The 19205-nt window shown below is 63.8% G+C and carries 9 protein-coding genes; 6 read left to right on the forward strand and 3 right to left on the reverse strand.

Translation table 11 applies throughout. The features are described 5' to 3' along the window. The 4 genes from KVQ74_RS26135 to KVQ74_RS26150 form a co-directional block, all read left to right on the forward strand. The coding region (locus KVQ74_RS26135) for a non-ribosomal peptide synthetase (protein WP_217834261.1) at window positions 1-2332 on the forward strand (2332 nt) is incomplete at its 5' end. After that, window positions 2329-10629 (forward strand): non-ribosomal peptide synthetase, encoded by an 8301-nt coding sequence (locus KVQ74_RS26140; protein ID WP_217834262.1) that lies wholly within the window; start codon window positions 2329-2331, stop codon window positions 10627-10629. The genes KVQ74_RS26135 and KVQ74_RS26140, both read left to right, overlap by 4 nt. Before the next feature lie 66 nt (window positions 10630-10695). Then, on the forward strand, window positions 10696-11844 hold the full coding sequence (gene macA / locus KVQ74_RS26145; RefSeq protein WP_217834263.1) for a macrolide transporter subunit MacA: 1149 nt from the start codon (window positions 10696-10698) through the stop codon (window positions 11842-11844). Window positions 11845-11846: 2 nt separating this feature from the next. Next, window positions 11847-13805 (forward strand): MacB family efflux pump subunit, encoded by a 1959-nt coding sequence (locus KVQ74_RS26150; protein WP_217834264.1) that lies wholly within the window; start codon window positions 11847-11849, stop codon window positions 13803-13805. 15 nt (window positions 13806-13820) lie between these two features. Here the strand turns inward: KVQ74_RS26150 and KVQ74_RS26155 are convergent, their stop codons facing one another. Continuing rightward, on the reverse strand, window positions 13821-14585 hold the full coding sequence (locus tag KVQ74_RS26155) for a helix-turn-helix transcriptional regulator (protein WP_217834265.1): 765 nt from the start codon (window positions 14583-14585) through the stop codon (window positions 13821-13823). Window positions 14586-14863: 278 nt separating this feature from the next. Between KVQ74_RS26155 and KVQ74_RS26160 the strand changes: the two genes are divergently transcribed. Then, a complete protein-coding gene (locus tag KVQ74_RS26160) occupies window positions 14864-15514 on the forward strand; it encodes a glycosyltransferase (RefSeq protein ID WP_217834266.1) in 651 nt (216 codons plus the stop codon). 86 nt (window positions 15515-15600) lie between these two features. Then, on the forward strand, window positions 15601-15816 hold the full coding sequence (locus KVQ74_RS26165; RefSeq protein WP_217834307.1) for a hypothetical protein: 216 nt from the start codon (window positions 15601-15603) through the stop codon (window positions 15814-15816). 44 nt (window positions 15817-15860) lie between these two features. Here the strand turns inward: KVQ74_RS26165 and KVQ74_RS26170 are convergent, their stop codons facing one another. Further along, on the reverse strand, window positions 15861-16337 hold the full coding sequence (locus KVQ74_RS26170; protein ID WP_217834267.1) for a hemerythrin domain-containing protein: 477 nt from the start codon (window positions 16335-16337) through the stop codon (window positions 15861-15863). 211 nt (window positions 16338-16548) lie between these two features. Next, window positions 16549-19170 (reverse strand): bifunctional diguanylate cyclase/phosphodiesterase, encoded by a 2622-nt coding sequence (locus tag KVQ74_RS26175; protein ID WP_217834269.1) that lies wholly within the window; start codon window positions 19168-19170, stop codon window positions 16549-16551. Between the last annotated feature and the right edge of the window lie 35 nt (window positions 19171-19205).

Raw genomic sequence — 19205 nt, forward strand, 5'->3', positions numbered from 1 at the left:
GTTCGGCACCGTGCTGATGGGCCGCATGCAGGGCGGGGCGGGTGCCGACCGGGGGCTGGGGATGTTCATCAACACCTTGCCGCTGCGGGTCGACATCGGCGGGCAAACGGTGCGCGACGGGGTCAAGGCCACCCACGCGCAACTCACCGCACTGCTCGGCCATGAGCACGCCTCGCTGGCGCTGGCCCAGCGTTGCAGTGGGGTGGCCGCGCCGGCGCCGCTGTTCAGCGCAATGCTCAACTATCGACACAGCGCCGCTGAACCCCTGCATTCGCAGGCCCATGACGCCTGGCAAGGCATCGAGACCCTGACCGCCGAAGAGCGCACCAACTACCCGTTGAGCCTTAACGTCGATGATCTGGGAGCCGGGTTCCGGCTCACCGCGATCACCTCGGCACAGATTGGTGCGCAGCGGATCTGCGATTACCTGCAAACCGCGCTGAGCAATCTGGTCGAAGCGCTGGAGCAGGCGCCGCAACAACCCCTCGATCGCCTGTCGATCCTGCCGGACGCAGAGCGCCAGCGGTTGCTGTTCGGACTCAATGCCACGGCGGTCGATTACAACCTGGAGCAGACCTTGCACGGGCTGTTCGAAGCGCAGGTGGCGCGCACGCCGCAAGCGCTGGCGTTGCAGAGCGACGGGTCGCGATTGAGCTTCAAACAGTTGAATGACCGCGCCAACTGTCTGGCCCATCATCTGCGCAGCCTCGGCGTGGGGCCGGATTCGCGGGTGGCGATCTGCGTCGAACGCAGCGCGCACATGGTCATCGGCCTGCTGGCGATCCTCAAGGCGGGCGGCGGTTATGTGCCGGTGGACCCGGATTACCCGCCGGAGCGGATCGCCTACATGCTGGCGGACAGCGCGCCGGTGGCCGTGCTGGTTCACGCCGCGACCCGCGAGGTGCCGGGGGCGCTGGCGGTGCCAGTGGTCGATCTGGATCGGGCCGACTGGCACGAGCTGCCGGCGGACAATCCGCAAGTGCCGGGTTTGACGGCGGCGCACCTGGCCTACGTGATCTACACCTCGGGTTCCACCGGCCAGCCCAAAGGCGTGGCCAACGAGCATGGAGCGGTGGTCAACCGCTTGCTGTGGATGCAGGACGCTTACCCGCTGACGGCCGAAGATGCGGTGCTGCAAAAGACCCCGTTCAGTTTCGACGTTTCGGTCTGGGAGTTTTTCTGGCCGCTGATGACCGGGGCGCGGCTGGTCGTGGCCCGTCCCGGCGGGCACAAGGAACCGACCTACCTGAGTGACGTGATCGCAGCCGAACGGATCACCACGCTGCATTTCGTGCCGTCGATGCTCGATGTGTTTCTTGCCCATGGGCAGACCGCTCGCTGCGCCGGACTGCGTCAGGTGATGTGCAGCGGCGAGGCGTTGCCCGGCGGCCTGGTGCGGCGCTTCAAGCAGCAATTGCCGGTCAGTCGGTTGCACAACCTGTACGGCCCGACCGAAGCGGCAGTGGATGTCACCGCGTGGGATTGCGCCGGGCCGCTGGCGGACACGCCGGACAACACGCCGATCGGCAAACCGATCGCCAACACCCGGATGTACATCCTCGACGCCTTGCAGCAACCGGTGCCGCAAGGTGTGGCCGGCGAGTTGTACATCGGTGGGGTGCAGGTGGCGCGCGGTTATCTGAATCGGCCGGAACTGAGCGCCGAGCGCTTCCTCAAGGACCCGTTCAGTGCATCGGCGCAAGCACGGATGTACCGCACCGGCGACGTCGCCCGTTACCGCGCGGACGGCAACATCGAGTACCTGGGACGCAACGACGATCAGGTGAAAATCCGTGGCCTGCGCATTGAACTGGGCGAAATCCAGGCACGGCTGACGCAGATTGCCGGCGTCCAGGAAGCGGCGGTGCTGGCCCGTGAGGACGTACCGGGAGACAAACGTCTGGTGGCCTATTACACCGGGGCGCGGCTGGAGATCGACATCTTGCGCGGGCATTTGCTGGAGCACCTGCCGGATTACATGGTGCCCGCCGTGTTCATCCACCTCGATGCCTTGCCGCTCAGCCCCAACGGCAAGCTTGAGCGCAAGGCCTTGCCGGCGCCGGATCTGGCGGCGCTCACGAGCCGTGAATACGAAGCCCCGGTCGGCGAAATGGAAATCCTCCTGGCGCGGCTGTGGTGCGAGTTGCTCAACGTCGAACGGGTCGGGCGGCACGATCATTTCTTCGAGCTGGGCGGGCATTCCTTGCTGGCGGTCAGTCTGATCGGCCGGCTGCAACAGGAAGGTGTGGAAGCCGATGTCCGGGCGCTGTTCGAGCAACCGACCCTGGCCGGTTACGCGGCCCTCACGGAAAGAATGGAGATCGTCCTGTGAATGTGAATGAACTGTTGGCGACATTGAAGGCAAAGGACATCCAGCTGGCGGTCGCGCAGGGGCAGTTGCGGGTCAACGGCAACAAACAGGCCTTGAGCGAGCCGGCATTGCTGGCGGCGTTGCGCGAGCACAAACCGGAGCTGATCGAGATGATCGAGGCTGGCGCGTATGCCGCGACCCGCACGGGGCAGGTCGAGGTGCCGGCCAATGGCATCGTCGCCGGAACCACGCGGATCACTCCGGCGATGCTGACGCTGGCCGACGTCAGCCAGGACACCCTCGATCACCTGGTCGAGGCGATTCCCGGTGGCGCCGCCAATGTCCAGGACATCTACCCGCTGACGCCGTTGCAGGAAGGCATCCTCTACCACCACGCCAGTGCCGTGCAGGGCGATCCGTATGTGATGCAGGCGCATTTTGCGTTCAGCACGCGGGAGCGGCTGCAAGCGTTCGTCCAGGCGTTGCAGGCTGTGATCGAGCGCCATGACATTTTGCGCACCGCCATCGTCTGGGAAGGCCTGGATACGCCGCTGCAAGTGGTGCTGAGAAACGCCGAACTGCCGCTGGAAGAGGTGCAACTCGATGCCGCCGAGGGTGACGTGCTGATGCAGTTGCATGAGCGCTTCGACGCCCGGCATTTCCGCCTCGACGTTACCCGGGCGCCGTTGCTGCGGCTGGTGCATGCCTGGGACGCGAAGGCTGAGCGCATCGTTGCGATGCTGCTGTTTCATCACATGGCGATGGACCACTCGGCGCTCGCGGTGGTCAGTCAGGAAATGCAGGCCTGTCTGTCAGGGCAGGGCGCGAAACTGGGGCCGCCCGTGCCGTTTCGCAACTATGTGGCCCAGGCACGCCTGGGCATCAGCGAGGCGGGGCACGAGGCGTTCTTCCGCGAAATGCTCGGCGATATCGACGAACCGACGCTGCCGTTCGGCCTGCAAGGCGTGCATGGCGACGGCAGCGACATCGAAGAACTCAGCGTGCCGCTTGCGCCGCTGTTGGGCCAACGCCTGCGCAGCCGGGCGCGATTGCTCGGGGTGAGCGTCGCCAGTCTGTTCCATCTCGCTTGGGGGCAAGTGCTCAATGCGCTCACCGGCAAGTCCCCTGTGGTGTTCGGCACCGTGCTGATGGGGCGCATGCAGGGCGCTGAGTCCACCGACCGGGCGCTGGGAATTTTCATCAATACCCTGCCGTTGCGGGTCGAGGTCGGTGCGCAGTCTGCAAGCGACGCGGTGAAGGCGACCCACGCACGCCTGACCACCCTGATGCGCCATGAGCACGCGCCGTTGGCACTGGCCCAGCGTTGCAGCGGCGTGGTCGGGTCCGCGCCGTTGTTCAGCTCGCTGCTCAATTACCGGCACAGCGCTTCAAGCGCCAATGCCGACGCCGCAGCGCTGTCTGCGTGGGAAGGCATCAGCGTCCTGCGTTCGGAGGAACGGACCAACTATCCGCTGACCTTGAGCATCGACGACTTCGGTGATCGCTTCAGCCTGACCCTGCTGGCGACCCGGGCCGTCGAGGCGCAACGGATCTGCACCTACATGCTCTGCGCGGTGGAGCAACTGCTGCTGGCACTGGAGCAGGCGCCGGATAGCCCGGTGAATCAGTTGTCGGTGATGTCCTCCACTGAACGCGAGCAGGTGCTGACGCACTTCAATGCCAGCCAGGTCGAGTACCCACGGGGGCAGACGATTCATCAACGTTTCGAAGCGCAGGTCGTGGCCCGACCGGACGCACTGGCGGCGGTGCATCTGGGGGCGCAATTGACGTTCGCCGCGCTGAACCAGCAGGCCAACGCCCTGGCCCATCAGTTGATCGGGCTGGGCGTGCGGCCCGATGACCGGGTGGCGGTGGTCGCCCGGCGAGGCCTGGACACCCTGGCCGGATTGCTCGCGGTGCTCAAGGCCGGGGCCGGTTATGTGCCGGTCGATCCGGCGCATCCGGCCGAACGCCTGAGCTATCTGCTCGGCGACTGCGCGCCGGTGGCGATCCTGACCACCCGCGATCTGCTGGCACGCTTGCCGGCGCTGGAGTTGCCGGTCCTCGACCTCGATCCGCGCGACTGGCCGTCCGGCCATGGCGCCAATCCCGACGTGCCGGGACTGTCCGATGCACACTTGGCGTATGTGATCTACACCTCCGGCTCCACCGGGTTGCCCAAGGGCGTGATGGTCGAACACCGCACGCTGGCCAATCTGGTCGACTGGCATTGCGACGCCTTCGACCTGTGCGCCGGCCGCCACACCTCGAGTCTGGCCGGCTTCGGTTTCGACGCCATGGCCTGGGAAGTCTGGCCGGCGCTGTGTGCCGGCGCGACCCTGCATCTGGCCCCCGTGCAGGAGGGCAGCGAAGACGTCGACGGGTTGCTCGCCTGGTGGCGTGCGCAACCGCTGGATGTGAGTTTTCTGCCGACCCCGGTCGCCGAATACGCCTTCAGCCAGAATCTCGAACACCCGACGTTGCGCACGCTGTTGATCGGCGGTGATCGCCTGCGCCAGTTCTCGCGCAACCGGACTTTCGATGTGATCAACAACTACGGCCCGACCGAGGCCTCGGTGGTCGCCACGTCCGGGCGGATCGAGGCGGGGGATGCGTTGCACATCGGCAAACCGGTGAGCAACACCACGATTTACCTGCTCGACGAGCAGCAACGGCCGGTGCCGATTGGCGTGGCCGGGGAACTGTATATCGGCGGCAGCGGCGTTGCCCGTGGTTACTTGAACCGGGCGCAACTGACCGCCGAGCGGTTCCTGCTCGACCCTTTCAGCAGCGTACCGAATGCCCGCCTGTATCGCACCGGCGACCTGGCGCGCTGGCGCGCCGACGGGACCCTCGAATACCTGGGACGCAACGACGATCAGGTGAAAATCCGTGGCGTGCGCATCGAGTTGGGAGAAATCGAAACCCGCCTCAACCAGCTCCCCGGTATTCAGGAAGCGGTGTTGCTGGCGCGCGAAGACCAACCCGGACAGCCGCGACTGGTGGCCTATTTCACTGAACAGCCGCAGGTCGAGGCGTTGGCGGTCGCACAATTGCGCGCCCATCTGGCGAGCCAGTTGCCGGACTACATGGTCCCGGCCGCGTTCGTCAGGCTCGACGCGATGCCGTTGACCACCAACGGCAAACTGGACCGCAAGGCCTTGCCGAAACCGGAACGGGCGGCGCTGTTCACCCGCGAATACGAGGCGCCCCAGGGCGAGGTGGAAACCACACTGGCGCAGATCTGGGCCGAGGTGTTGCAGGTTGAACGGGTCGGGCGCCAGGACCATTTCTTCGAGTTGGGCGGGCATTCGTTGCTGGCCATGCGCATGGTCGCCCAGGTGCGTCAGCGGCTGGGCATCGAACTGGCGCTCGGCGAGTTGTTCGCCAGTGCCGAACTGGCGGCAGTGGCTCAGGTGCTGACCCAGGCCGGGCGCTGCACGCAACCGGCGATCCTGCCGGTTTCGCGCGAGGGCGTGCTGCCGCTGTCCTTCTCCCAGCAACGCTTCTGGTTTCTGGCGCAGATGGAAGGCGCCAACACCGCCTACAACATTCCGATCGGCCTGCGTCTGCGTGGTGCGCTCGATACCGACGCCCTGCAACGGGCGCTGGCCCGGATCGTCGCCCGGCACGAAAGCCTGCGCAGCCGTTTCGCGCCGCTCGACGGCGAGGCGCAGGTATTGATTGCCCCGGCGGACAGCGGCGTGCTGCTGCGCGTCGAGGATTTGCGCCGGCATCCGCAGGCCGACGAAACGTTGCAGGCCCTCGTACAGGGTGAAGCCTCGGGGCCGTTCGACTTGCAGAACGACCCGTTGATCCGGGGCCGACTGGTGCGGCTGGCCGATGATCACCATGTGCTGTTGATCACCCTGCATCACATCATCTCCGACGGTTGGTCGATGGACGTGCTGACCCGCGAACTGATGGCGCTGTACCAGGCGTTCAGCCATGGCACGCCAGATCCGTTGCCGCCACTGACCTTGCAATACACCGACTACGCGGTGTGGCAGCGTCGCTGGCTGAGCGGCGAAGTGTTGCAGCGCCAGAGCGAGTACTGGAAAAACACCTTGGCCGAGGCTCCGGCCTTGCTGACACTGCCCACCGACCGCCCCCGGCCATTGCAGCAGGACTACGCCGGCAGCAGCCTCGAGATAGCGCTGGACGAACGCTTGAGCGCCGGACTCAAGGCCCTGAGCCAACGGCATGGGGTGACGCTGTACATGACCATGCTGAGCGCGTGGGCGATGTTGCTCAGTCGTCTGTCCGGGCAGGCCGATGTGGTGATCGGCTCGCCGGTGGCCAACCGCACGCGGGCCGAAGTCGAGGGCCTGATCGGGCTGTTCGTCAACACCCTGGCGCTGCGCGTCGATACGTCGGGCGAGTTGAGTGGCGAAGCGTTGCTGGCGCGGGTCAAGGCCCTGACACTGGAGGCCCAGGCGCATCAGGATCTGCCGTTCGAGCAAGTGGTGGAAATCGCCAGGCCGGCCCGCAGCCTGGCCCACAGCCCGTTGTTCCAGACCATGCTCAACTGGCGCAACGGCGACGGTCCGGCACTGACTTTGGGGGATCTGACCCTGGAGGCGGTGGCCGAGCCAAGTCATTTCGCCAAGTTCGACCTGACCCTGACATTGGGCGAGACGCAAGAGCGGATCGGTGGCTGGCTGGAGTACGCCACGGCACTGTTCGATGAAAGCACGGCGCAGCGATATGTCGGTTACTTCACGCGGCTGCTGGAGGCGATGGTCGCCAACGATCAGACGGTCCTTGAGCATGTGCCAATGCTTGACGATCAGGAGCGGCAACGGCTGCTGAGCGATTTCAACGCCACCGCGCGGACGTTTCCGCAAGCGCTGACGGTGCATCGGGTGTTCGAGCAGTACGCGGCGCAGCAACCGCAGGCTGTAGCGGCGGTCCACGGCGCGCGCTCGATGACCTACGCCGAACTGAATCGCAGCGCCAACCAGCTCGCCCATCATCTGATCGCCCAAGGCGTGCAGCCCGGCGATCATCTGGCGATCCTGCTGCCACGCTCGCTGGAGCTGTTGATCGCGCAATTGGCCGTGGGCAAGTGCGCGGCGGCGTATGTGCCGCTGGACATCAACGCGCCCGCCGAGCGCCAGGCGTTCATGGTCCAGGACTGTCAGGCGGTCGCGCTGCTCACCGGCAGTGGCGTGACAGTGGATTACCCGGTGCGCCGAATGGATCTGGACACCCTGGACCTCGCCGGGTCGGCTACCCACGATCCGGCACTGGCGCAGTCCTCCGAATCGCTGGCGTACATCATGTACACCTCCGGCTCCACCGGCACACCGAAAGGCGTGATGGTGCCGCATCGGGGCATCACCCGACTGGTGATCAACAACGGCTACGCCGACTTCAACCAGGATGACCGCGTGGCATTCGCCTCCAACCCGGCGTTCGACGCCAGCACCATGGACGTCTGGGGGGCGCTGCTCAACGGTGGGCAGGTGGCGGTGATCGATCACGCGACCCTGCTCGATCCACAGGCCTTCGGTCGCGAGCTGAGCCGGTGCGGGGCGACGATCCTGTTCGTCACCACCGCGCTGTTCAATCAATACGTGCAGTTGATTCCGCAAGCCCTCAAGGGCCTGCGCATTCTGCTGTGCGGTGGTGAGCGCGGGGATCCGGCAGCGTTCCGCAAACTGTTGGCCGACGCGCCGGAGCTGCGCCTGGTGCATTGCTACGGCCCGACCGAAACCACCACCTATGCCACCACTTTCGAGGTGCGGGACGTGGCGGCGGACGCCGACAGCGTGTCGATTGGCGGCCCGATTGCCAACACTCGGGTATATGTGCTCGACGCGCGGCAGCAGCCGGTGCCGCTCGGCGTCACCGGCGAGTTGTACATCGGCGGCCAGGGGGTTGCCTTGGGCTACCTGAACCGGCCGCAACTGAGCGCGGAAAAATTCCTCGACGATCCGTTCAGTGACGAACCCGAGGCGTTGATGTACCGCACCGGCGACCTGGTGCGCTGGCTGGCGCCGGGGCAGCTGGAGTGCATCGGCCGCAACGACGATCAAGTGAAAATCCGTGGTTTCCGCATCGAACTCGGGGAAATCGAAAGCCGCCTGCTCGGCTGCCCGGGCGTCAAGGAATCGGTGGTACTGGCCCGGCAAGAAGGCCAGGAACCGACCCGGCTGGTGGCATATTACACGGCGCACGATCCCGCGCTGGAAAGCGCGACCCTGCGCGCGTTGCTGCAAGCGCGACTGCCGGAGTACATGGTGCCGACCGCGTGGGTGGCGCTGGCAAGTCTGCCGCTGAACAACAACGGCAAAGTCGACCGCAAGGCGTTGCCGGCGCCAACGCAGCAAGCGTTGCTCAGCCGCGTCTATGAGGCGCCGGCCGGCCCGCTGGAAGAGTCTCTGGCGCAATGTTGGGCCGAGGTGCTGCAGGTGGAGCAGATCGGTCGTCACGACAACTTCTTCGAACTGGGCGGACATTCGCTGTTGGCGGTGCGTCTGGTGGGTCTGATGCAGCAGGCCGGCATGGCGATGTCGCTGGCCGAGTTGTTCCAGGCGCCGAGTGTCGAATCCGCCGCCACGCTGCTCAGCCGGCGCAATGGCGCGCTCGATCAGCAGGACGGATTGATCGTGGTGCGCACTGGTGAGCAGGGCACGCCGTTGTTCCTCGTCCACGAATTCAGCGGCCGGGAGCTGTACTTCCCGGCGCTGGGCATGCACATCGGCGGCGACTTCCCGATCTATGGCTTGCCGGGCATCGACCTCGGCCAGCCGCAACTGCGCACCATGGAATGCTTGGCGAGACGACTGGTCGGGATCATTCGCGCCCGTCAGCCCCACGGGCCGTACCGGCTGGCGGGGTGGTCGTTCGGTGGCGTGCTGGCCTATGAGATTGCCCAGCAACTGCTCGGCATGGATGAGGTGGTGGCTTTCGTCGGGCTGATCGATACCTATGTGCCGCGCCTGGCCGATCCTGACAAGGCGCGCTGGAACGATGCGCACGTACACAAGCGCCAATTGCTCCTGCACTGCACGGCGCATTGGGCCGGGCATGAAGCGCAGGGGCAGGAGGCTTTGGCTCGTCTGGCGCTGCTCCAGGCCGAACTCGAACACCTGGAGTTTGCCGAACTGTTCAAGCGCTGCCGGCAGCAAAAACTGCTGCGGCCCGAGTTGGCGGTGGTCGCTGCGGCGGACGCCTGGCATTACCTGGATCGCGAAGTGGCCCACGGGCATGCGCTCGCGCATTACCGGATCAGCCCGATCCCTGCGCCTTTGCATCTGTTGCGCGCCGAAGAGCGCTCGGCGCAAATGTCGCAGCTGAGCCTCACCCGGGGCTGGGCCGAAGAACTGCCAGGCAGCGAACTGCATTGCATCGAGGTGCCCGGCGATCACCAGAGCATGATGAAGGCGCCGCACATTCAGGCGTTGGGGCGTGCGCTGGGTGAGGCACTGGAGACAGCGGCCGCAACCGAATGCGCGGCGTATCAACCGCTGCTGACGATTCAGACCGGCCATCCCGGGCACGCGCCGATTTTCTGCTTGCCGGGGGCCGGCGACAGCGTGACCGGGTTCATCCACCTCACCGAGGCGCTGGGGCCGGAGTGGCCGATTCATGGTCTGCAACCCCGTGGCCTCGACGGCATCAGCGTGCCCCACAGCCAGGTGGAAAGCGCCGCCGGGTTTTATCTGCAAGCCATCGAAAAACTCTACCCGCAAGGGCCGGTGCATCTGATCGGGCACTCGTTCGGCGGGTGGGTGGCGCATGCCATGGCGACGCAGTTGCAGGCCGCCGGACGCGAAGTGGCGTCACTGACGCTGATCGACAGCGAGTCCCCCGGTGGCAATGGCGTGGTCGGCAAGCCGTATACCCCCACCGCCGCGTTGCAACGCTTGATCGAGACGCTGCAACTGTCCGTCGGCAAGTCGCTGGGGATCGACCCGGCGACGTTCGCCGAAGCCGATGACACCACGCAAATGCGCCTGTTGCACGAAGGGATGGTGCGCGCCGGGGTGCTGACTGAACGGGCGGCGCCGAATGCGATGTCCGGCCCGGTGCGCACCTTCGCCACCGCGTTGCGCACGGTGTATCGGCCGACTCGGGCCTACAGCGGTCCGGTGCGCCTGGCGCTGGTGGATGACCCGGTGCTGGACGCGGCGGGCAATCAGCGCGAGCAGGCGGCGATGGTCGAGGGCTGGCGGCGGCAGGTCACGGATCTGGCGGTGTGGTACGGGCCGGGCAACCACTTCACGATCCTCAAGGCACCCAATGTCTTCAGCCTCGCGGCGTGGTGGCATGACGGGCTGACGGTGCCGGCCGGCGAAGTGTTGTCCTGAACGATGTTTTTCTCCTGGAGCCCGGCCACTGGCCGGGTTCAACCCTGAACGGAATTGTGGTCATTTATGGAACGGACGAAGTTGCGCAAAGTCGGCATGGGGTTGGCGTTGGCGGTAGTGGCCGGTCTGGTTTTCTACACGGTGCAGGCGCCGGCCGAAGCGCCGCAGTACCTGACCGCCACGGTCGAACGCAGTGATATTGAAAGCGCGGTACTGGCTACCGGATTGCTCGAAGGCATCAAGCAAGTGGATGTCGGTGCGCAGGTCTCGGGGCAGTTGAAGTCGCTCAAGGTCAAGGTCGGCGACAAAGTGAAAAAGGGCCAGTGGCTGGCGGAAATCGATCCGCTGGTGTTGCAGAACACCTTGCGCCAGGCCCAGGTCGACGAGGAAAACCTCCAGGCCCAGCGCCGCGCGACTCAGGCGCAGCTCAAGCAGACCAAGGCGATCTACGAGCGCTATCAGGATCTGCAGCAGGATGCTTCGATCTCCCGCCAGGACTTCGAAACCGCGCAATCGAACTACGAAGTGCAGGCGGCGAATCTGTTGTCCCTCGATGCGCAGATCAAGAGCGCGCACATCCAGATCGACACGGCCAAGGTCAACCTGGCCTACACGCGGATCGTCGCGCCCATCGACGGCGATGTGGTGGGCATCGTCACCCAGGAAGGCCAGACCGTGATCGCCAATCAGTTGGCGCCGATCCTGCTGAAACTGGCAGATCTCGACACCATGACCGTCAAGGCTCAAGTGTCGGAGGCCGACGTGATTCACATCGAGCCGGGACAGGCGGTGTATTTCACTATCCTCGGCGAGGACCGGCGCTACTACGGCAAGCTGCGCGGCACTGAACCGGCGCCACAGAACTTCCTCGAAACGCCGCCCGCCGGCACGCCGAAGCAGACCACAGCGGTGTTCTACAACGCGTTGTTCGACGTGCCGAACCCCGATCATCGCCTGCGTATTTCCATGACCGCCCAGGTGCGGGTGGTGCTCGACACCGCGCAATCGGTACTGACCATTCCGGTGGCGGCGCTGGGGCCGCGCAACAGTGACGGCAGCTTCCCGGTGCGCGTGCTGGACGCCAAGGGCCAGGCCCAGGCGCGTAACGTACAGACCGGCATCAACAACAACGTCAAGGTGCAGATCAACGAAGGCCTGGCCGAAGGCGACCGGGTGGTGATCGGTGATCCGGTAACGCCCGTGGCGGGGTCTTGAACATGACTGAACCTCTGCTGCAACTGACCGGCATCAGCCGCAGTTTCATTGCCGGCGACCGCGAGTTTCTGGCGCTGAAAAACATCAACCTGACGATCAATGCCGGGGAGATGGTGGCGATCATTGGCGCTTCCGGCTCCGGCAAGTCGACCCTGATGAACCTCCTCGGTTGCCTTGATTACGCCACGGCCGGCAGCTACAAAATCAACGGCCGGGAAACCCGTGATCTCGACAACGAGGCCCTGGCCGAATTGCGTCGTGACTACTTTGGCTTCATCTTCCAGCGCTACCACCTGCTGCCGCACCTGAGTGCGATGCACAACGTCGAGATGCCGGCGATCTACTCCGGAACGCCGGAGCCGCAACGCCATGCCCGTGCCCGGGAGCTGCTGGCACGGCTGGGACTGGACGGTCACCTGACTCATCGGCCGAGCCAGCTCTCCGGCGGCCAGCAACAGCGGGTGAGTATTGCCCGGGCCTTGATGAACGGCGGCGAAGTGATCCTCGCGGATGAACCGACCGGCGCCCTCGACACCGCCAGCGGCAAGGAGGTGATGCGCATCCTGCTGGAGCTACACGCTGCCGGGCACACGGTCATTCTGGTGACCCACGACCCGAAAGTCGCGGCCAACGCCGAGCGCATCATCGAGGTCAGCGACGGTGAAATCCTCAGTGACCGGCGCAATGAGCGTGACACTGAACAGCTATCGGGCGACGAGACGCCACCACCGAAAAACACGGCGGCGCGACGCCTGGTGGCCAGTCTCGGGTTGTTCAAGGAAGCCTTCAACATGGCGTGGGTGGCGCTGATCTCGCACCGCATGCGCACCTTGCTGACCATGCTCGGGATCGTCATCGGCATCACCTCGGTGGTGTCGATTTCGGCCATCGGCGAGGGCGCCAAGCGCTATGTGCTCAAGGACATCGAGGCGATCGGCAGTAACACCATCGATATCTATTCCGGCACCAGTTTCGGTGACAGTCGCTCGACCGCCATCGAAACGCTGGTGCCCGCCGATGTCGCCGCGCTCAATCAGTTGTATTACGTCGACAGCGCCACCCCGGTGGTCGGGCGCAACCTGCTGCTGCGTTATCGCAACATCGATCTGGATGCGCAGGTCAACGGCGTGAGCGACCTGTATTTCCAGGTGCGCGGGATCAAGATGCAGGCCGGGATACCGTTCAGCGAAAGCGATGCCCGCCGCCAGGCGCAGGTGGTGGTGATCGATCACAAGACGCGCAATCGGTTGTTCGGCGAGCAGGTCGATCCGTTGGGGCAAGTGATCCTGGTCGGCAACTTGCCGTGTACGGTGATCGGCGTGGCGGCGGAGAACAAGAACCTGTTCGCCTCAAGCAAATCGCTCAACGTCTGGGTGCCCTACGAAACCGCCGCCGGACGCCTGCTGGGCCAACGTTATCTGGACAGCATCAGCGTGCGGATCAAGGACGGCCAGCCGAGCAAGGTCGTGGAAGACAACGTCAACAAGTTGATGCTGCAACGACACGGGACCAAGGATTTCTTCACCAACAACCTCGACAGCGTGATGCAGACCGTGCAGAAGACCAGCCGCTCGCTGGCGTTGCTGCTGTCGTTGATCGCGGTGATTTCCCTGATGGTCGGCGGGATCGGTGTGATGAACATCATGCTGGTGTCAGTCACCGAGCGCACCCGCGAGATCGGCATCCGCATGGCCGTCGGCGCGCGGCAATCGGACATTCGCCAACAGTTTCTGGTCGAGGCGGTGATGGTCTGTCTGTTGGGCGGGGCGATCGGTATTTCGTTGTCCTACGCCATCGGCTATCTGTTTTCGGTGTTCATCAAAGAGTGGGAAATGATTTTCTCGATGGGTTCGGTCATGACGGCGGTGATCTGTTCAACGCTGATCGGCATCGTTTTCGGCTTCGTGCCGGCGCGCAATGCGTCGCGCCTCGACCCGATCGAGGCGCTGGCGCGGGATTAGCCGGGAGAGCGCAGGTCAGGCAGCGGTGGAGGGATCGCTGTCGTCCTGCGGCGAGTACATCCAGCGCATGAGCGAGTGGCGACCGCTGATGCCCAGTTTGATCGCGGCGCGCTTGAGGTAGCTCTCCACGGTGTTGACCTTCAGTTGCAGCTGTTCGGCCAGTTCCGGGGCGGTACGACCGGCGAGCAGGCCGACGCAGACTTCCGTTTCACGGGTCGACAGGCGCAGGCCCAGTTGCTGCACGCGGTCGGCAAAGCGCAGGCGCAGGGTTTCCAGGCCTTGCCGGGCCGAATCCCGGGCCGACAGTGGTTGCCCTTCGGCGTCGTTACGGGCGGGTTGCAGGGCACTGATGTGTTTTTCCACCATCGGTAGCAGTACCGGGGAAATGTCTTGCAACAAACTTCGCTCATGGGCGGAGAAACGTTGCGACTCACCGTTGCGGTAGACCGAGATCACATAGCGGTATCCGTCCTTGCGCCGGGTCAGGTGCAATTGCGAGGCGTCGGCGACCCTCGCGGTTTCATGACCGGGCGAATCGCTGGAGGCGGGTGCGCTGCTGAGTTCCGAGAACACGGTTTCGGCGAGCAGTGCCGACTCCTTCGGGTGTTCGTTCTCGTTGCGCGGTTGCGCATGAGCGACCGGTTCGACCCGCATCTGGCGGATGTGCGTGGCGTCCACTGCCAGTTGGGCGCTGATCAGATCGTGCAGCATGCGCGGAAAATGGCGGCTGCCGGTGCTGGCAATGACCTTGCCGATGTGCGGAAACAGATGTGAGTTCATGTGGTTCATCCATGAGTTGCAAGGGGTGTCTCGCGATCCTGACGTGCCGGTATGAAGCTCCCTGGCCGGCGCAAATGCATCAGGAATTGGATCCTATCCTAGTACAACGTTTCAGCGACCGTTTAATGAAGGGGTTATTAGCTAATAACCGGAGTACGGCAATTTCTTCGACGGCCGGCAGGCGCGCAAAAAACTCGAACCAATGGAAATCGGCACCGGTCTGTCTCGTAACGGTCACCGTAAAACGGGTGGCTCATCGGGCAGGCAGGAGCATGCAAATGATCGGCGTCGTCATCCCCGCACACAATGAAGAAACCTTGCTCCCATACTGCCTCGCCTCGGTCATCGCCGCCGCGCGGCATCCGCAACTGACTGAACCGGTGCAGATCCTGCTGGTGCTCGACAGCTGCACCGACGGCTCGGCGCAGGTCGCCCGGCAGATGGGCATTCAGACCCTGGCGACCGAAGGGCGCAATGTCGGCGAGGCGCGGTGCGCAGGTGCGGCGGCGTTGATTGCGGCGGGTGCGCGCTGGCTGGCGTTCACCGATGCCGACACGGTGGTGTCCCCGCAATGGTTGATTCGGCAGTTGGCGTTTCAGGTCGATGCCGTGTGTGGCACGGTCAGTGTCGACAGTTGGCAGGAGCATTCGCCGCAGGTGCAGGCCCGTTACGAACACCTCTATCAAGCGGTCGAGGGGCACCGGCACATCCACGGTGCCAACCTTGGAGTGTGTTCGATCGCCTACCAGCGGGCGGGTGGTTTCCGGCCCTTGCCGGCGCACGAGGATGTGCATCTGGTGCGCGATCTGGAGCGGGCCGGGGCGCGTATCGTCTGGACGGCGACAAACAGCGTGATCACCAGTGCGCGCAAACACAGTCGCTGCCGTGAAGGATTCGCTGATTACCTGCTGTCGCTGGCCATGGCTTGAGCGGGATGGCCGTCCGTCGATCCTGCTGAACACCGATCATTTTGCAGCTCTCTACCGGATAACTTCCTGACGAGGTAATCACTATGATGTTCGATCAGCGCAAGCAGGATTCACTGGCGGCATGGCACAAACTGGCGACGCAGGCACAACAGTGGATGGACCCGGAGCAACAGTACGACGAGCTGCTCAAGGCTGCGGATGAAATGGAAGAGAAGGGCCTGATCACCAGCAGTGAATGGCGCCAGCTGGTGCGCGACGCGGGCAGTGTGTTCACCGGATCGCAAGAGCATAAAACCCATTGACGAAAAAAGGCCCGGCAGATGCCGGGCCTTGGTCGTTCCAGGCTTCACGCCGCCATATTGCCGGCGGCCATTTCCTTCTTGTACGTGGCTTTCATCGCTTCCATCTGCACCCCCAGCTCATCGAGTTTGGCTTTGCCCAGCAGCTTTTTCGCCTGAGGAAACATTTCCGTTTCTTCCTCTTCGATGTGGTGTTCCAGCAATTCCTTCACTACTTTCACGCGGCCGGAAAACTCGGGTGTGCCCGGATCGGTCAACTTCAGATCGGGCAGCACCAGCGAGTCCACGGTGCGGTGTTCTTCCTTGGCTTCGTAATACATGACGTCCTCTTCCTTGCTGCCGGCAGCCTTGAACGCCGGGTAGAGGATTTCTTCTTCGAGGCGGGTATGGATGGAGATTTCCATCTCCAGTTTGCCCAGCAGTTCGGTACGTTTTTTCAGCGCCCGATCCGTCGATTCGCTCAGTTGGGTCAGGATGGTTTTGACTTTTTCGTGGTCGGCTTTGAGAAGGTCAATGGCATTCATGGTGGTTGCCTCTGCTGTCACGGAGTGGACACAGTCCGTTGTCTCACGGCGCTGTGAATTCCCTGAGGTCATCGCATTTGTTGTGCCAGACAGTGACCAGGAAAATATTCATCCGGATCAATGGGTTGTGGCGGTGAAGGCATAACGCTGTCGTGCAGCCTGCCTGAAGAGCACAGGGCGGGCATTGCAGATTACAGTGCGCCAACCGTCGCTAGGCTACCCGGCCTTTCCTTTGCCGGGAGTGGTTGGGCTGCACGGTCTTGGAAACCTTCAACAATTGCGCGAAAGCCGTCTTGTCCACAGGCCGGCTCATGAAGTAACCCTGCACCTCGTTGCACTGATCCTTGCCGAGAATTTCCAGTTGTTCCTCGGTTTCCACGCCTTCAGCCGTGACGGTCAGACCCATGGCTTTGCCCAGGCCGATGATCGCCTGCACCACAGCGCGGTCATTGGCGCCGCTGCTGATTGAGGCGATAAAGCGTTTGTCGATCTTGATGCCGTCGAACGGATAGGCACGCAGGTAACCCAGCGAGGAATAACCGGTGCCGAAGTCATCCATGTTCAACCGCACGCCCAGTTGCTTGAGCGCATTCATGGTGGTGAGTGCGCCGTCGGTGTCGTTGAGCATGACATTTTCGGTGATTTCCAGCTCCAGGCGACTGGCCGGAAAGCGGGTTTGCACCAGCACTTCACGCACGTCTTCGACCACGTCGCTGAGGGCGAATTGCGCAGGGGAAAGGTTCACCGAGAGCAGAATGTCTTCCGGCCAGGCCAGCGCCGTTTCACAGGCCTCGCGCAATACCCAGCGGCCCAGCGGCACGATCAGGTCGGTCTGTTCGGCCAGCGGAATGAACACATCGGGACCGATCATGCCCTGAGTCGGGTGCAGCCAGCGTACCAGCGCTTCGACCGACACGATCTGCTTGCCGTCGACCTTGTAGCGCGGTTGATAGTGCAGCACGAACTCGTCGTTCTTCAGCGCGCGGCGCAGATCATCCTCCATTTGCCGGCGGGTCTGGATCTGGTCGCTCATGTGCGCTTCGAAATAGCACCAGGTGTTCTTGCCCTCGGACTTGGCCTGATAGAGCGCGATATCCGCGCAGCGGATCAGCTCGGCGGGCACGAAGCCGTGACGCCGGCTCAGGGCGATGCCGACGCTGGCGCCGATATGCAGGGGTTGATGCTCGAAGGTCACCGGCTGATGCAGGCTGCCGATCAGGCGCGTGCAGAACTTGTCGATTTCGTGGTGGGTGTCCATGCCGTGGAGCACCACCACGAATTCGTCGCCGCCGAGTCGGGCGACGATGTCCTGGTCGCGGGTGCATTCGCGCAATCTTGCGGCGACCTCCTGCAGCACCGCATCGCCGGCCGGATGCCCGAGTGAGTCGTTGATCGGCTTGAAGTTGTCCAGATCGATCATCAGCACCGACAGGGGCGGCGCGTGTTCCTTGAGCAGCAGCGCGTCATCCAGATAACGCGCGAGTTTGTTGCGATTGGGCAGGCCGGTCAGGGCATCGTGCATCGACAGGTGCTGGATCTGCGCATGGGCGGCGACCTCGTCAGTGATGTCACTGGCCGTGCCGCGATAGCCGACCACCTCTTGCCCGTCGAAAATCGGCCGGGCGGAGAGACGGCAGTGACGGGGCTGACCCGACTGGTCGCGATAGGTACACCGCAGGTCACCGGCGCTGGACTCCTCCGACAGTGTGCGCAGCCACAAGGCCAGCGGGGTCGTGTCGCAGGACAGCAACTGGCCGATGTCCTGCCCCAGCCACTGCGCTTGAGGGTAACCGGTCACCTCGCCGAAGCGGGCCGAGAGGTAGGTGAGGTCCAGATCGCGGTCGATTTCCCAGATCCAGTCCGACGCCGCCTCGGCCACGGCGCGAAAGCGTTCTTCACTGGCTTCCAGCGCACGGTTGGCCGTCTCCAGCGCCTGGTTCGAAGCCTGCATCGCGCTGAAGCTGTTATCGACATAACGCGACGAACGCATGGCGTGGCGGAAAAAATAGGCGGTCAGCAGCATCAGCACCACCAGCGTGGTGCCGAGCGTCGGCATCAAGGACCACAACAAGTGCTGCCCGGGTCGGTCTAGATCAGCGATCAGGCTGTATCCGGTGCTGTCCAGCGGCACCCGTGGCTGTCCCGGCTCGATCGTGTCGTCGGGGGCCAGGGTCAGATTGTTCAGGCCATAACCGCTGCCGATCTTGCGTAGTTTGGTGGGCGTCAGCTTGTCGACGAACACCAGCACCGAGATCTTCCCCGGTTCATCCATAGGACGTTCGTCGTTGGGAATGATCGCGGCGGCGGTCACGAGCGCCGGCCAGCCTTCGAAGAGTGAATAGGCATTGACGGGTTTGGTCAGGTCGGTCTGGTTCTGTACTTGCGCCACCAGAGCCGGGGCGGAGGCCTGCAGGTATCCGGCAATGTCGGTTTCCAGCAGTTGCCCGCGTATCACCGCGTATTTGGTTTTGTCCCGATCCAGCACGAACACACCGTCATAGCCGTCACTGGTGAACAAGGTCTTGCCCATGTTCTGCTCGGTGTAGGCCCAGTTCGTATCTACCACACCGCTCAAATGCTCGTAGGCCGACGTCCAGTAGGCGTAACTGGTGATGTAGTTTTTTGACGCGGTGATCCGGTTTTCCAGAGCTCGGGCCGAGTAGAACCGGTTGTCATTGACATCGTCGTTATCGAGCTGGGTGGCGATACCGAGCAAGGCGCCGGTCGCGGCGATGACACCGGCAACGAACAACGCGCCGACTGCGACGGCAAGGCGTCGGGTGACGGCACTTTGAGGATTGGGAAGGGGGGCAGCGGAAGTGGAAAGGTCCATGTGCTCGTCCTTGATCCGGTGTCTTCTGCATCTAG

The organism is Pseudomonas botevensis, from assembly GCF_019145475.1.
Classification (GTDB): Bacteria; Pseudomonadota; Gammaproteobacteria; order Pseudomonadales; family Pseudomonadaceae; genus Aquipseudomonas; species Aquipseudomonas botevensis.

Coding starts and splice junctions, on each gene's coding strand:
- macA (WP_217834263.1), top strand. CDS start 10,696: ATGGAACGGACGAAGTTGCGCAAAGTCGGCATGGGGTTGGCGTTGGCG.
- KVQ74_RS26170 (WP_217834267.1), bottom strand. CDS start 16,337: ATGAATGCCATTGACCTTCTCAAAGCCGACCACGAAAAAGTCAAAACC.
- KVQ74_RS26165 (WP_217834307.1), top strand. CDS start 15,601: ATGTTCGATCAGCGCAAGCAGGATTCACTGGCGGCATGGCACAAACTG.
- KVQ74_RS26175 (WP_217834269.1), bottom strand. CDS start 19,170: ATGGACCTTTCCACTTCCGCTGCCCCCCTTCCCAATCCTCAAAGTGCC.
- KVQ74_RS26150 (WP_217834264.1), top strand. CDS start 11,847: ATGACTGAACCTCTGCTGCAACTGACCGGCATCAGCCGCAGTTTCATT.
- KVQ74_RS26160 (WP_217834266.1), top strand. CDS start 14,864: ATGATCGGCGTCGTCATCCCCGCACACAATGAAGAAACCTTGCTCCCA.
- KVQ74_RS26155 (WP_217834265.1), bottom strand. CDS start 14,585: ATGAACTCACATCTGTTTCCGCACATCGGCAAGGTCATTGCCAGCACC.